This window comes from Pseudoalteromonas luteoviolacea NCIMB 1944, from assembly GCF_001625565.1.
Classification (GTDB): Bacteria; Pseudomonadota; Gammaproteobacteria; order Enterobacterales; family Alteromonadaceae; genus Pseudoalteromonas; species Pseudoalteromonas luteoviolacea_F.
Map to the genome: position 1 here is coordinate 67,102 of NZ_AUXS01000015.1, position 14,251 is coordinate 81,352.

Sequence of the window (14,251 nt, forward strand, 5' to 3'; positions counted from 1 at the left end):
GAGAGGGTGCCATGGCACGCGGTGTGAATAAAGTAATCTTGGTGGGTAACTTAGGCCAAGATCCTGAAGTACGATATATGCCCAACGGTAATGGTGTGGCGAATATTAGTATTGCTACCACTGATAGTTGGAAAGACAAAAATACAGGCCAGATGCAAGAGCGTACTGAATGGCACAGAGTGGTGTTGTTTGGCAAATTAGCTGAAGTGGCTGGTGAATACTTACGCAAGGGTTCTCAGGTTTATATTGAAGGCCGTTTGCAAACGCGTAAGTGGACTGATCAAAGTGGTCAAGATAAATACACCACGGAGATTGTCGTTGATATGGGCGGCCAAATGCAAATGTTAGGCGGTCGCAACGAGCAGGGTGGTCAATATCAGTCTGGTGGTAACCAAGGTGGTTATGGTCAGCAGCAAGGCGGTTTTGCACCTCAGCAAAACAACCAACAGCAATATGGTCAGCAGCCTGCAGCTCAGCAAGGTGGCTTTGCTCCTCAGCAACAAGCACCTCAACAAAGTGCACCTCAACCACAAAACAACAACTTTGGTGGCCAGTCTCAAAGTGCACCAGCTCAAGGCAGTCAGCCACAGGGCGGTTTTGCACCTCAGCAGCAAGGCAGTGCTTCTAATCCAATGGAGCCACCAATCGACTTTGACGACGATATTCCGTTCTAAGCGTTATCTGAGATCGACTGTTGATACAACAGAAAAAGCCTCGTTTGATACGAGGCTTTTTTGTTTTTGGCTTTTAAGACGTAATGAGGTTCAAACCCACTAAAAATAATACATGCAAGATCAGCAGCTTTTAGGATTCTTAATCAGGTCTCCTTGAGTTTTGTATTAGATTGAACAAAACTTTAATCAGAATCATTAATGGCAGCTCTATCATGTTTCACTTTGCGCTTACAGAACACTCAGTTAAACGTGAGTACGTGTTTTTGGGGGCGTGGTGTGTGTTATTCATGGTATTAAACTTGGCGATAGTCCAGTTTACCGGCACTTGGATAGCAGAAGAAGCAAATCGTCTAAATGTTCAATTGGCGTACTACATTGTACCCGTTCCAGCTCAAGAGTTAAGTGTGTTGGCCCAGCAATTTGGGTTTAGTATTTTCCCCAGCAATGATGCGTTAATAGCTTGGCTTTCAAGCCCTTATCATTTTAAAGTTGGTGAGCATTCAATGAGCCTCTATCCAAGTAATATGATCAATTGGGCTGTTACGTGCTGTTTGTGGCTCAATGCAGTATTAGTGAGTGCAGGTGTATTGGGCTGGATTGCTATGTCGAAGCGGGCTAAGTCCCCTGATCGTAGGCGCAAACTGATTGGCGATAAAACGATGAGTGCCAGCCCAGATGTAATGCATGTTGCTACAGAGCAGCAAGTAACCATGTTTGCGATGTTTAAGTGGCGTTGTGAATTACCCAAACATATCGAGCCACAAAGCCATTTTAGCGTGACATTGGCCAAGTGTTTTAACAAATATAAGTACTGTTCGGCCAAGTATCTATCGTCAGGTACACTCACCGTCACACTCAGCGTATTAAATAAAGATGAAGTAGAGCAAACTGTTAAACGATTGCATGAAGTGGTGTATCAGGCTTTGCTAGCTTTCAGGGGGGATTTATCACGCAGCGCGGTAAAATGTGGAGCATGCTTTTACAGCGAAGGAGCAGACCAAACACAAGTATATCAAATTGCGAGGTCGTCCCTCAGTGTCGCGCAAAATCACGTTTGGCAGCATATTCATATGTTACCGCTCAATCACACCTTAGCCGAAAGCCTATTGGATGCTGAAATCAACATCATGGAAGACATTAGAGCAGGTCGGTTTGTGTTATTTTGCCAGCCCTTGTTTGATTTTAAATCACAGGATGTGATCCAAAGTGAAGCGCTGTTGCGTGTAAGACATAAAACCTTGGGGCTGATCACCGCTGGTCAATTTATCCATAAAATACATCTTAATGAACACTTAATTGAACTTGATAAAGCCATCGTTGTACAGGCGTTAAAAGTGCTGGCAAAAGAGCCTAGAGGGTTTTCTGTGAGTGTAAATTTACACGTAGTGAATTGGTCCAATAGTGATTTTTTAAACTGGCTGATTGTGACGCTGAAAGAATCGGGTCGAGCGAGCGAAGTGACCTTGGAATTAATGATTAATGATTTTTACCAACATAAGGCTTATTTTGAGCAGTTTTTTAGCTCGCTGGCGTCATTAGGAACGAATGTGGTATTGGATCATGTTATTAAACCGCTAGACATAGTGCAGCTCCATACATTGCATAATGTGGTGGGGATCAAACTTGCCTTTGAATTAATTCATGACATTAACAGTTGTGCCAAACGCAGGGCGGTCGTCAAACAAATCGTGAATCAAGCGAAAAAGTTGCAGATCCCAGTCTATGCAGTGGGGGTTGAAACACAGGATGAGTTTAATTGTATCAAGCGATTGGGTGTAGATGGAGCACAAGGCTATTTCTTCAGTGCTCCGCTGTTAGAGTTGGAAAACAGTTTAAATTAGTTGTCGATAACGCAAACCATCAAGCCCTTGCAAACCACCTGTATGTATGGCGACGATGGTGCTGCCGCGAGGGAAGTAATCTTGTTGAATGAGTTGCCAAAGGCCAAAGAGCATTTTTCCACTATAAATAGGTTCTAGAGGGAGATGGTATTGGCGTTTCATGTGCTGACAAAACTGCCACAAAGCAGCTGAAAATTTGCCATAACCTCCATCGTGAAACTGCGAAAGTATCTGCCAGTTTGGTTTTGTTGCAGCACTGGGGTTCAATTTAGTGACCTCTTCATTGAGATAGTGAGCGCCTTTTAGTACCGCAAGTCCCAGCACGTGTGTTGCATCATCAATACCGTTTAGTAGCCCCGCGAGTGTTCCACCACTGCCGACAGCACAGCAAAGGTAGTCGCTTCTAGGGAGAGATTGGGCTAGCTCTTTACAACCTTGTAGGGCGAATTTGTTACTGCCGCCTTCGGGAATGATGTACGCGGTTGGAAATTGACGCTGAAGTTGTGCCAAATAGTCTGTTTCATGGCGCTGGCGATACTCGACACGGGTAACTGGAAGCAAATTAACGCCACAGGCTTTTGCAAAGCGAAGTGTTGGATTTTTGGGGTCTAGGTTTGGACCTCTGACAATGAAATGGGCAGGTATCTGAAATACCTTGCTCGCCATTGCTGTGGCGTATAAATGATTGGAAAATGCGCCACCAAATGTAAGGAGCGATTGGTATTGCTGACGTTTTAGCTCTAGGAGGTTGTATTTCAGTTTTCGCCATTTATTACCTTGTACTGTAGGGTGAAGTAGGTCGTCTCTTTTTATAATTAAGTCGATTTTCTTTTCTACCAATAATGGGTGATTAATGGTCTGAAGAGGCGATTCTGTGTGGCTTGAGGTCAGCATATGATTTTCGAATTATCTATAAATAGGCGCTTTGAGGTTATTATTTCATGAAAATGTGCTCAGAACACTGGTAAGGACGTGACTATTAGTTGTAAACTCAGATATTAATTGTGCAAGGCTTGTGTTTTACTTCGTAAGTACATAGCATTAAGCATTAAAACATTAAAAATAACAAAGACCAAAACAACTGCCGCTGTTGGGAATGGAATATATGCGAATTGCTCCTTTATCTCTTTTTGTCTCTGCCGCCTTATTGTCTGTAAGTGTTTGGGCACAAGATACTGCGACTGTGACAGCTATCGAGTCAGAGCGCTCCGAGAAACAAGCTGAGTTAGATAGATATACTCAGGTATTAGACAAACACGTGGCTGAAGAAGCCCGTTTACAATCACAGCTTGAACTGTTGAGGAATAACTCGACAGAGTTGGACAAAGAAAAAAATCAGGCACTAGATGCCATGAATGACTTGTATCGTCGCCTTATCGACGATCCTTCTATCGATATTTCCTCTGCACAGACGAGATATCAGCAATCAGTGGCTGATCATAAGTCTAACAAAGAAGATATTGCGATGCAGTTAGCGGCCATAGCATCGCACCGTAAAGATATTGAGCAAATTCGCGTTAGCAAACACACCTTAGTTAACACACTTGCTAGCTTAAAAGACCAGCTGAGCACGGCGCGCGTTGAGCGACTTCGCAATGAGTTTACTCGAGAGGGGACATTGGAAGTTGAGCATACCATTAACTGTAAGCGCACCGAGACACTGGCAGCGTGTGAACAGAGGGGCCAACAGCTAGGATTGCAAAAAGCGACCAAGCGCTTTATCGATCAAATCTTTGCCAACTTAACCGAGCAGCGTATTGTCGAACCAAAAAGGCACCTAGCAGGTGCTCAAGTGCAGGTTGTCAGTAGCCATGTAATAGGCAGTGCGTTTAGCGGTCAAGGTAATTACAGCGTTAATTTAAGTGTCACAATGCGTGGTGACGTGAACAACAGTCGCCTGTGTGGCTTGTTGACACTTGATAATCGTTTTTGTAGTGAGTATGGCACACCGCTGTCAGTTGGATATCAAGCAAGCTATCCAACAACATTTAGTGATAGCCAGCTCACATTCAAAGATGAGTTAGATAAACCTGAAACAAGTATTCCTAGTGTTACTACATTGCAGCCAAAGGCTGAAATCAAATCACAAATTATTCAGCAATCACCACAAGACAGACAAGTTGATCTGACATTACGTTCAAATGTCTATGATGATGAAGTGTTTATTGATGGCGTAAGCTACGGCTCGACCAAGTTAGTTGTGAGTGTACCACTTGGCTCATACGATATTGAAATTCGCAAGCTCGGTTATGAGTCATATACGGCAAGAGTCGATGTACGACGTGCTCGAACGATTAACGCGAAGCTCATAAAAAAGCCTGAGTCGATTGCTGCACCGACACCCAAAAGAGAGCAAGTTGAGCGCCAAGCAGCGGTACAAAAATCGGTGACTCCTAACTTGATTAAAAACAAAGAGGTCATTATCCCTGCTGGGTCCTTCCAAATGGGGGATTTGACGGGAAATGGACTAGCCAATGAGCGCCCTGTTGTTGAAAAAGTGCTCAGTCATTCGTATGCAATGCAAAGTAATGAAGTGACGGTTGCTGAATTTCGACAGTTTGTCACCAGCTCAGGATTTCAAACTGAAGCAGAAAAAGGCGCTGGATGTGCTCACTACAAAAATGGTGAGCCGATTTGGGAAAGTGAATACAATTGGAGCAACCCAGGTTTTGAGCAGGCAGATAACTTTCCTGTTGTTTGCGTGACATACGAAGATGCAAAGGCTTATGCCAACTGGTTGTCAGCCGAACAGGGGATCCAATATCGTCTACCCAATGAAGTTGAGTGGGAATACGCAGCGAGAGCTGGTACTGGTTCTGAGTACCCGTGGGGCAATGAGATTGGTAGAGGGCTCGCTAACTGCGGTTGGTGTGGTAGTGAGTGGTCAAATAAAAGTCCTGCTCCTGTAGGTGAATTTTCACCAAATAACTATGGTTTATATGATACCGTTGGCAACGTGTGGGAGTGGACGCAAAAGCGAGCTTCACAAGAGGATGTAACGGTACGCGGTGGTGCATGGAATTTTGCACCTAGCTTGGCTCGAGTGTCGACTCGCCTAGCGCTAGCGCCTGATTTTAGAGCCAACTACATTGGTTTTAGATTGGTTCGAGAAAGATAACTAAAACGTGCCCTGAAATAAGGGCACGTTCAGTCAAAGTGCAGTTTGCATTTTGTAGACTTAAATATTTCAGCCTTAGCGCACAGTTGCTTTGGCTTGGTTAAAAGAATTCTTTAAGGTTACCCAGCCTCATGTTTAAAAAGCTACGTGGATTATTTTCAAATGACCTGTCTATTGATTTAGGCACGGCTAATACACTGATTTATGTAAAAGAAGAAGGTATCGTATTAAACGAGCCCTCGGTGGTGGCAATTCGTCAGGAGAGAGCTGGCGGGCCAAAGAGTGTTGCTTCAGTAGGCACTGCTGCAAAACAAATGCTAGGCAGAACACCTGGAAATATTAAAGCCATCAGACCTATGAAAGATGGTGTTATTGCCGATTTCTATGTTACTGAAAAGATGCTTCAACACTTTATAAAACAGGTTCACAATAACAACTTTATGCGCCCAAGTCCTCGCGTTTTGATTTGTGTACCGTGTGGTGCAACACAAGTTGAAAAACGTGCGATCCGTGAATCCGCAATGGGTGCAGGCGCCCGCGAAGTATATTTGATTGAAGAGCCAATGGCAGCAGCGATTGGAGCTGGCCTACCGGTATCTGAGGCGACAGGTTCGATGGTTGTTGATATCGGTGGTGGTACTACTGAGGTTGCAATTATCTCGCTCAATGGTGTGGTTTACTCGTCTTCAGTGCGCATTGGTGGTGATAAATTTGATGAAGCCATTATTAATTATGTAAGACGTAACTTCGGTAGTCTGATCGGTGAAGCTACTGCTGAACATATTAAGCATGAAATCGGCTCCGCATTTAAGAGTGAAACACCAATTGAGATAGAGGTACGTGGTCGTAACCTTGCTGAAGGTGTACCGCGCTCGTTTACCCTGAATTCCCATGAAATTTTAGAAGCGTTGCAAGAGCCTTTGATGGGCATTGTGAGTGCTGTTATGGTTGCCTTGGAGCAATCGCCACCAGAACTGGCTTCAGATATTTCTGCTCATGGTATGGTGTTAACTGGTGGTGGGGCTTTACTGAAAGACCTTGATCGTCTATTAATGGAAGAAACAGGTATCCCAGTTGTGGTTGCTGATGATCCTCTCACTTGTGTAGCACGAGGCGGTGGTAAAGCATTAGAGATGATAGACATGCATGGTGGCGACGTATTTAGTTACGACTGATGAATTTACTGTTTGGCCGAAGCATATCTTTACAACTGCGACTTACTGTCGCAGTTGTGCTTAGTATTGTCCTGATCATAGGCGATAGATACACCTCTGGCGGCACGTTTGTCAGAACCACGCTAAATACGTTAGTAAGCCCTGTTTTGTATGCAGCAAATATACCCTATGAGCTATTTAACGTCGGGGCAAAAAGCTTGCATACCAGAGATAGATTGCTCGATGAAAATGAAGTGCTCAGGGCCAAGCAATTATTGCAAAGCGAGCAACTTCAACAGTACCAGTTTCTGCTCAAAGAAAATAATGAACTAAGGGCACTGCTAGGTGCGTCTGCGCGTCAATCCCATAACCGACAAATTGCGCAAGTGCTTTCGGTGCGTTCCAATCGATATAACCACCAAGTAGTCATTAATAAGGGCACCATTGATGGAGTGTCGGAGGGACAAGCAGTTATCGATGAGTTAGGACTAGTAGGTCAACTAACACATGTAGGCACAACGACATCCCGTGTTTTACTCATGACAGATACAACCCATGCGACTCCGGTAAGAATACTGAGAAATGATGTCAGCATGGTGGTTGAAGGGATAGGTAAAATTAACCTAGTTCAATTGGCACATGTTTCCCATAGCTTGGATATTCGCATCGGCGATATTTTGGTCACTTCAGGGCTCGGTAGTCGTTTTCCTGAAGGTTATCCTGTCGCCGTCGTTACAGAAATCGATAGAGATGAGGGACTGCCTTTTGCCAAAGTTTATGCTGAACCGATTGCTCAGCTAGATAGGGTAAGATTGCTGGTAATTTTGGGAGAGAACTCCACAGAGGTCAGTGATGAGCCGTAGTTTTTCTTTTATTACCTTTAGTGTTTTTTTGGCACTTATCATGGCATTAATGCCATTACCTTTCTCATTAGAACCTTTTAGGCCTGATTGGGTCTTACTGGTATTGATGTATTGGTCTATCGCGCTACCACATAGAGTGAATATAGGCTGGGCTTGGTGTACAGGACTGATCATGGATTTGGCCGTAGGTTCGCCATTGGGTATAAATTCATTGACCTATTCTGTATGTATTTATATTACGGTCAGTAATTTCCAGAAACTAAGAAATTTCTCACTGTGGCAACAAGCCATGTTAATTGGCTTGTTTTTAGCGCTCTACCACTTATTGCAGTTTTGGTTAAATCATTTCCTATTAGATATTTATTTTAACCCTGCATACTTATGGCCAGCATTGATTGGCATGTTATGTTGGCCTTGGATATTTCTATTGCTGAGAAAATACCGTAGACACTTTAGGATCCGTTAATGGCAGTAAAATTATATTTGGCTTCGGCTTCTCCACGCCGAAAAGCGCTATTGAGCCAACTGGGATACACCTTTGAGCAATTTTCTGTTGATGCCGATGAGAGTGCACACCCAAATGAGGAGCCACATGCCTTGGTTGAGCGCCTCGCGCGTTTGAAGGCACAAAGTGGAGTTGGTATTGGTGATGAAGACCGTCCCGTACTAGGCAGTGATACTGTTGTTGTGGCCGATGGAAAAGCCTTGGGTAAGCCACAGAACAAAGCTGACTTTATGTCAATGATGACAATGCTTTCAGGTAAAACTCATCAAGTGATGACGGCAATAGCAGTGGCCGATAAGCATGCAGTAATAAGCAAAACAGTGATAACTGACGTAACATTTAAAGTACTTTCTACGGCAGAAATAGAACAGTATTGGTCAAGCGGTGAACCGCTAGACAAAGCTGGCGGTTATGGAATTCAGGGCTTAGGCGGTCGGTTTGTGACGCAATTGAGTGGTAGTTATTTTGCTGTAGTGGGACTGCCTTTGTACGAAACAGACGAACTAATTCAAACTTTTATGGCGGAACGAGATGAGTAGCGAATTATTGATCAATGTGACACCAAGCGAAAGTCGCGTCGCACTAATTGAAAATGGCGTATTGCAGGAAGTTCAGGTAGAACGTGTTGGCAATTTAGGCATTGTTGGCAATATATATTTGGGCAAAGTGAGTCGAGTCTTACCGGGTATGCAGGCTGCTTTTGTAGATATTGGCTTGGAAAAAGCTGCATTTTTACATGCTTCCGATATTGTCAGCAGTGCATCTATAGAAGAGGCTGTTGATGAACAGCCGGTAAAAAAAGTACAAGATATTAGAGAGCTGGTTAAGCAGGGCCAGTTTATTATGGTTCAGGTAGTCAAAGACCCTATAGGTACCAAAGGGGCACGTTTGACCACAGATATAACCATTCCGTCTCGCTATCTGGTATTTATGCCTGATGCCACCCATGTCGGAGTCAGCCAAAGAATTGAAACAGAAGAAGAGCGCGATCGCTTAAAACGCATTGTCGCTCAGTATAACGATGAAAATGGCGGGTTTATTGTTCGTACAGCAGCTGAAGGTGCAGCTGAGGCTGAATTGAAACACGATGCTGAATTTTTAAAAAAACTCTGGCAAAAGATAGTCAGTAAGCGCAGAAAAACCAGCAAAGCGAGCATACTGCACGAAGATTTAACACTCGCATTTCGTACTTTACGCGACTATGTCGGTGAAGATATGGAGCGTATTAGAGTGGATTCAAAGCTCACATATCAACAGCTAAAGTCTTTTACAGAAGAGTTTGTTCCGCAACTCTCAGAAACACTTGAGTATTATCCTGGTGAACGCCCTATCTTTGACTTGTTTGATGTAGAAGCCGAAATTCAAAAGGCGCTGCATCGTAAAGTGGAGTTAAAATCTGGCGGGTATTTGATCATTGACCAAACAGAGGCAATGACAACTGTAGACGTGAATACCGGTGCGTTTGTAGGCCATAGAAACCTCGAAGAAACGATCTTTAATACCAATGTTGAAGCGACATCCGCAATCGCTCGTCAGCTTAGGTTAAGGAACCTTGGCGGTATTATTATTATTGACTTTATCGATATGATTTCCGATGAACACAAGCGGCGCGTATTGCATTCATTAGAAGCTGCGCTGGCAAAAGATCGTGCTAAGGCAAATATTAATGGTTTATCTGCACTCGGTCTTGTAGAAATGACGCGTAAACGCACTAGAGAAAGCTTAGAGCATATTTTATGTGATGTTTGCCCATCGTGCTCAGGCAGAGGTTCACTCAAAACAGTAGAAACAGTATGTTATGAGATATTACGTGAGATAGTGCGGGTAAATAGGGCCTATGATGCTGACAAGTTTATGGTGTATGCATCTGCGGCAGTCAGTGAGGCGTTGGTGAATGATGAGTATCATAATTTGGCAGAGCTTGAGCTGTTCATCGGAAAGCAAGTGAGTATCCAAACTGAGAACTTGTACAGCCAAGAGCAGTTTGATGTGGTAATGATGTAGGCCAATATGCACCCCAAAACAATCTGCTTTTTTTGTATCAGAAAAGTGTGGCAAATCTTTGCTGTCACTTTGGTTATGATCGCGGTATTGGTTTCGTTGCTAAAATTAAGCCTGCCATATGCCAATGATTACAAAAATAGCATTGAATCTTTGATTTACAGGCAACTTAATGTTGAATTGAGTATCGGCTCTATCAGCGCCAGCTGGCAAGGAACAGGGCCTGCCTTACTACTCGAAAATGTCAGTTTTGAAGACAATCAAAACGCACCGATTTCTCTGCACATTGACAACACCAGTTTACAGGTCAATGTCGTGCAATCTCTTAGGCAATGGCAGTTGGTGTCAAACTATTTCGTGTTAGATGGCTTCAAAGCAAATATTCACCTTGATAGGCTCGATTTGCAGGGAGACTCTGGAGATTTTGAGCAGCAAGCATTGATCGAAGGATTGTTTTTGGGGGAAACGGGGCACTTTGCAGTACAAAACAGTGAAGTAAACTTATTCAAAGAAAATAGACCACACCATAGTGTGCTTATTCAAGATATGGTGTGGCAGAACAGCGTCAGTGCACATCACGGTGAAGGTCGCTTAATATTCCCAAGCCTCTCACTGGGAAGCTTAAATACACGAGTCAAACTCAAAGGGGAAACTCTACAAAGCATTGAGGGTGATATTTATCTGCAAGCCAGTGAACTCAATGTTTTAGACTTAATCGGTGAGCATTTCAATACTAACCATCGCGATTTAAGTGCAAGTATAAACGGGCAATTGTGGGCCAGTTTAGAGTTGGGCAAATTAAAAGATATTTTGGTTCAATTTGAACCGAGTTACATCACTTGGTTGTCCGAAAATAAGCCTAATAAACTGGGTCTAGATAGTGGCCAATTCTATCTCAAGCCGTCAGGTCAAGGCTGGTCACTTTCAAGTTCGGAATTTATATTTCGTAGCGCTGAGCAAGTATATCAACCCGCGCATTTTCAAGGGTCATGGTCTGTCGATCAAGGAGCCCTTTGGCTTCAACAACTTAACTTAGAGCCGTTTGCACATGCACTTGCTCTTACCCACTATAACTGGGCAAAGGAAGTTGGTAAAAGTGATTTTCAAGGCACTTTGAGCAAAGCAAGGTTGCAATGGGGTGCTCAGGAAGGTTTAAGTATTTGGGGTTCCTTACTGGATGTTGGTTGGCAAGAAACCGAAGCAGCCCCTGGCTTAGAGGGGCTTAACCTAGAGCTTAATTGGCACGCGCAGCGTGGTGTCGTGAGCGTCAGTGCGCATCAACGTCAGCTGGTTACCGGGCCGCGTTTTGTAGCGCCGATTGACATCGATGAGCTCAACGGTGACATCCACTTTTGGCAGGACAGTAATGCTAAGTGGCATGTCGATTCCGATAATTTATGGCTGAGTAATTCACAACTTGCGGTAGCGTTAGAGTTTCATACTCGGCTATTTGAGCAGCCTGAGCTGGATTTATACGCAGAGGCCTACGGTAAAGACGCGTCTATTGCAGGGCGATATTTTCCATTGGATCTTATGCATAGCAATTTAGTGGAATACCTTGAACGCGGCATCATTGCTGGTAAGCATGTTAATGCTCAAGTGCTGTTTTCAGGGCCTTTGGCTGCGTTTCCGTTTCGAGATAAACAAGGGCAATTTGAAGTGCTTGCGCTCATTGATGAGGCTGAATTTTTATTTGCTCCGGATTGGCCTAGTGTGAAAAATGCGGGCGTAGAATTGCATTTTCATAATGAGCGTATGGATATTACGGCGGGCTCAGGGCAATTAGCAAATCAATCGATAGCCGGTGAAGTGGTGGTAAGTCTTCCCGATCTTGAGCAAGCCGACAATCTTTATGTCAACATAAAACAGCAAACAGAGGCTGCAAGTTTACTGTCATTTTTTGCGGCCACGCCAATCGCAGATCCACTCGTCAATGTATTTGAAATCGTACAAGGTTCAGGTCAAGTATCCGGCAATATTGAACTCGACATAGACCTTAATAATCTCGACGTTGTCGCCAAAGGTGTTGTTGACCTCAATGATATTGGTGTATTCCTGAGTAAACCGGGTATGCAATTAAACAATGTTTTTGGAGAATTGACTTTCCATGATGATGAAATAGCACTCCTTAATGCCAAAGCAACTTGGCTTAATATGCCAATGGATTTTTCTGTCAATGGCAGTGGCGATCAAGACAGTTATGAAGTGAGTGTGTCGACTAACTTACTGGCATCAAGTGAGCATTTACTCCCCTATGGGCATGGTTTAATGGATGGTTTCATTGCAGGTGAAGCGGCGTTGGAAACCCAGCTAACGTTAAATTTTGCTGAGCAAGGTTTTAACTATTTAGCGAGTTTTAGCTCCGATTTAAGTGATGTGTCTGTCATGTTACCCGCGCCGTATAGCCAAGAGACTGGTACCAAAGGGAAGCTAATTGGCGAAGTGAGAGGTGATGATATTTCCAATCTGATCACCGCAAACGTAAATGATTTACTCTACTTCAATGGCATTTTAGATAACCAAAGTGGCCAGTTTAGCAAAGCACATTTGATTGTGAGCGAGCAAAATCGTGGTTTAGAGCAGTCGGGATTTAACGTAACTATCGACCATGCTCAGTTACAACTAGATGAGTGGTTTGCATTTTTAGATAGGATAATAGAAAAAAGCGAAAACTCAGACAGGGATGCAGAAAGTCTATTACCTGCACTCAATGAAATCCGAGCTAATCTCAGTGAGCTATCTGTCGGAGATGTACTGTTTAACGATGTTGAAATGGTGATGCGTCCGAATGATCAAGGTTTGTCAATGCGCTTAAATGGCAAGGAGCTCAGGGCACAAGTACAGTTTCCCACGCAGCAAACTTCGCCGATAAGAGTGCAGGCAGATTATCTAAGGCTCAACTCAAAACAACCAACTCAAGAAGAGGAAGGCCAAACTAGTTCACCACAAGATGATAGCTGGCTGGCCAATATTCCGGCAATAGAATTTGGCTGTGATGATTGCCGTGTGAACCAATATCAATTAGATAGAGTGACCTTGTCCATGCTTGGTAACGGTGAGCAACTGACGATCAGCAATCTTAACATTGATAAGGGCGCACATTCTTTGACAGCTAATGGCAGCTGGAAAAGTGGTCGCTCACAACTAAGTGGTAATTTAAGTAGCGCTGATTTTGGTGACTTGATGGAAGAGTTTGATATCACCTCTACTGTTAAGGATTCCCAAGCAAATATTGATTTTGATTTAAACTGGCAAGCAGCGCCGTATGATTTTCAGTGGGCAACATTAGGCGGAGATATTAAATGGCGGTTAGGAGAGGGGCATTTAACTGACATCAGTGATCAAGGCGCGCGTGTTTTTTCATTGCTGAGTCTCGACTCTTTGGTACGCAAATTGAAGCTCGACTTTCGAGATGTATTTGCAAAAGGGTTTTTCTACAATCAAATGGAAGGCAGCTTGCAATTAGATAACGGCATTGCTTATACCCAAGACACTAAAATGGATGGTGTGCCTGCCGATCTTAGTATTTCAGGTTATGCCAATTTAAAAACTCACGAAATCAATTATGATTTGGCAATTGCGCCCCAAGTTACTTCAAGCCTACCGGTTATTGTGGGCTGGATGGTTAATCCTGTGACCGGTCTTGCCGCATTGGCAATTGATAAAGTTATCCATTCTGCTCGAGTGATCTCTGAAATTAACTTTAAAGTAACCGGCACAATGCAAGAGCCCATTGTCACCGAAGTGGACCGCAAGAGCAGGGAAGTTACACTCCCTGGTGTAAAGCCTCCAGCTTCAACTGAGTCTAACGACACAAAACAGCCAGATAATGAAAATCCTGAAGGGCCTAAAAAGGATATGGAAAATACCGTGCCTATACAGGCCCCTGTCCAGCAACAAAACCCTTCAGATACAAAAGCCAATCCCTCTGAGACTGAACAAAAGCTCAAACAGCTTGGTAATGGCGTAGTTGAAGCTCCAACCATCACATCGTCTGACAGCGAAGCACAGCAAAGTATCACGGCTGATGAGGGCAGTTTGTCGAGTGGTAAAGCTGAAACACCGTACATCTTTGACTTAAAGTGATATGAATTT

The 14,251-nt window shown here is 43.7% G+C and carries 10 protein-coding genes; 9 read left to right on the forward strand and 1 reads right to left on the reverse strand.

Annotated features, from left to right (window positions below):
• The first annotated feature begins 11 nt into the window (after positions 1 to 11).
• Together ssb and N483_RS03615 are read left to right on the forward strand one after the other, a co-directional pair.
• Positions 12 to 674, forward strand: a complete 663-nt coding sequence (gene ssb / locus N483_RS03610) for a single-stranded DNA-binding protein (RefSeq protein WP_023397261.1) — start codon at positions 12 to 14, stop codon at positions 672 to 674.
• 212 nt (positions 675 to 886) lie between these two features.
• Positions 887 to 2,515: an EAL domain-containing protein gene (locus N483_RS03615; RefSeq protein ID WP_023397260.1), complete on the forward strand. Its 1,629-nt coding sequence runs from the start codon at positions 887 to 889 to the stop codon at positions 2,513 to 2,515.
• On the opposite strand, the gene N483_RS03620 is transcribed toward N483_RS03615, so the two are convergent.
• Positions 2,507 to 3,409 carry a 1-aminocyclopropane-1-carboxylate deaminase/D-cysteine desulfhydrase gene (locus N483_RS03620; protein WP_023397259.1) on the reverse strand — a complete coding sequence of 301 codons (903 nt, stop codon included), beginning with the start codon at positions 3,407 to 3,409 and terminating at the stop codon, positions 2,507 to 2,509. The genes N483_RS03615 and N483_RS03620 overlap by 9 nt on opposite strands.
• A 211-nt stretch (positions 3,410 to 3,620) precedes the next feature.
• Here N483_RS03620 and N483_RS03625 point away from each other — a divergent pair, with 211 nt between their 5' ends.
• From N483_RS03625 to N483_RS03655, 7 genes are all read left to right on the forward strand, one after another.
• The gene (locus N483_RS03625; protein WP_023397258.1) at positions 3,621 to 5,633 is read left to right on the forward strand and encodes an SUMF1/EgtB/PvdO family nonheme iron enzyme; all 2,013 of its coding nucleotides are present in this window, start codon (positions 3,621 to 3,623) and stop codon (positions 5,631 to 5,633) included.
• Positions 5,634 to 5,764: 131 nt separating this feature from the next.
• Positions 5,765 to 6,808 (forward strand): rod shape-determining protein, encoded by a 1,044-nt coding sequence (locus N483_RS03630; RefSeq protein WP_010376642.1) that lies wholly within the window; start codon positions 5,765 to 5,767, stop codon positions 6,806 to 6,808.
• Positions 6,808 to 7,650: a rod shape-determining protein MreC gene (mreC, locus tag N483_RS03635; protein ID WP_023397257.1), complete on the forward strand. Its 843-nt coding sequence runs from the start codon at positions 6,808 to 6,810 to the stop codon at positions 7,648 to 7,650. Before N483_RS03630 ends, mreC begins: the two co-directional genes overlap by 1 nt.
• Positions 7,640 to 8,116 (forward strand): rod shape-determining protein MreD, encoded by a 477-nt coding sequence (gene mreD / locus N483_RS03640; protein ID WP_023397256.1) that lies wholly within the window; start codon positions 7,640 to 7,642, stop codon positions 8,114 to 8,116. The genes mreC and mreD overlap by 11 nt, the downstream gene beginning before the upstream one ends.
• The gene (locus N483_RS03645; RefSeq protein WP_023397255.1) at positions 8,116 to 8,694 is read left to right on the forward strand and encodes a Maf family protein; all 579 of its coding nucleotides are present in this window, start codon (positions 8,116 to 8,118) and stop codon (positions 8,692 to 8,694) included. Before mreD ends, N483_RS03645 begins: the two co-directional genes overlap by 1 nt.
• Positions 8,687 to 10,159: a ribonuclease G gene (gene rng / locus N483_RS03650; RefSeq protein WP_023397254.1), complete on the forward strand. Its 1,473-nt coding sequence runs from the start codon at positions 8,687 to 8,689 to the stop codon at positions 10,157 to 10,159. Before N483_RS03645 ends, rng begins: the two co-directional genes overlap by 8 nt.
• A 6-nt stretch (positions 10,160 to 10,165) precedes the next feature.
• Positions 10,166 to 14,242 (forward strand): YhdP family protein, encoded by a 4,077-nt coding sequence (locus N483_RS03655; protein WP_023397253.1) that lies wholly within the window; start codon positions 10,166 to 10,168, stop codon positions 14,240 to 14,242.
• Positions 14,243 to 14,251 lie beyond the last annotated feature (9 nt).

Excerpts from the sequence above, each read along its gene's own strand:
- N483_RS03645 (WP_023397255.1), top strand. The coding sequence starts at position 8,116 with ATGGCAGTAAAATTATATTTGGCTTCGGCTTCTCCACGCCGAAAAGCG.
- mreC (WP_023397257.1), top strand. The coding sequence starts at position 6,808 with ATGAATTTACTGTTTGGCCGAAGCATATCTTTACAACTGCGACTTACT.
- N483_RS03620 (WP_023397259.1), bottom strand. The coding sequence starts at position 3,409 with ATGCTGACCTCAAGCCACACAGAATCGCCTCTTCAGACCATTAATCAC.
- ssb (WP_023397261.1), top strand. The coding sequence starts at position 12 with ATGGCACGCGGTGTGAATAAAGTAATCTTGGTGGGTAACTTAGGCCAA.
- N483_RS03655 (WP_023397253.1), top strand. The coding sequence starts at position 10,166 with ATGCACCCCAAAACAATCTGCTTTTTTTGTATCAGAAAAGTGTGGCAA.
- N483_RS03625 (WP_023397258.1), top strand. The coding sequence starts at position 3,621 with ATGCGAATTGCTCCTTTATCTCTTTTTGTCTCTGCCGCCTTATTGTCT.
- mreD (WP_023397256.1), top strand. The coding sequence starts at position 7,640 with ATGAGCCGTAGTTTTTCTTTTATTACCTTTAGTGTTTTTTTGGCACTT.
- rng (WP_023397254.1), top strand. The coding sequence starts at position 8,687 with ATGAGTAGCGAATTATTGATCAATGTGACACCAAGCGAAAGTCGCGTC.
- N483_RS03630 (WP_010376642.1), top strand. The coding sequence starts at position 5,765 with ATGTTTAAAAAGCTACGTGGATTATTTTCAAATGACCTGTCTATTGAT.
- N483_RS03615 (WP_023397260.1), top strand. The coding sequence starts at position 887 with ATGTTTCACTTTGCGCTTACAGAACACTCAGTTAAACGTGAGTACGTG.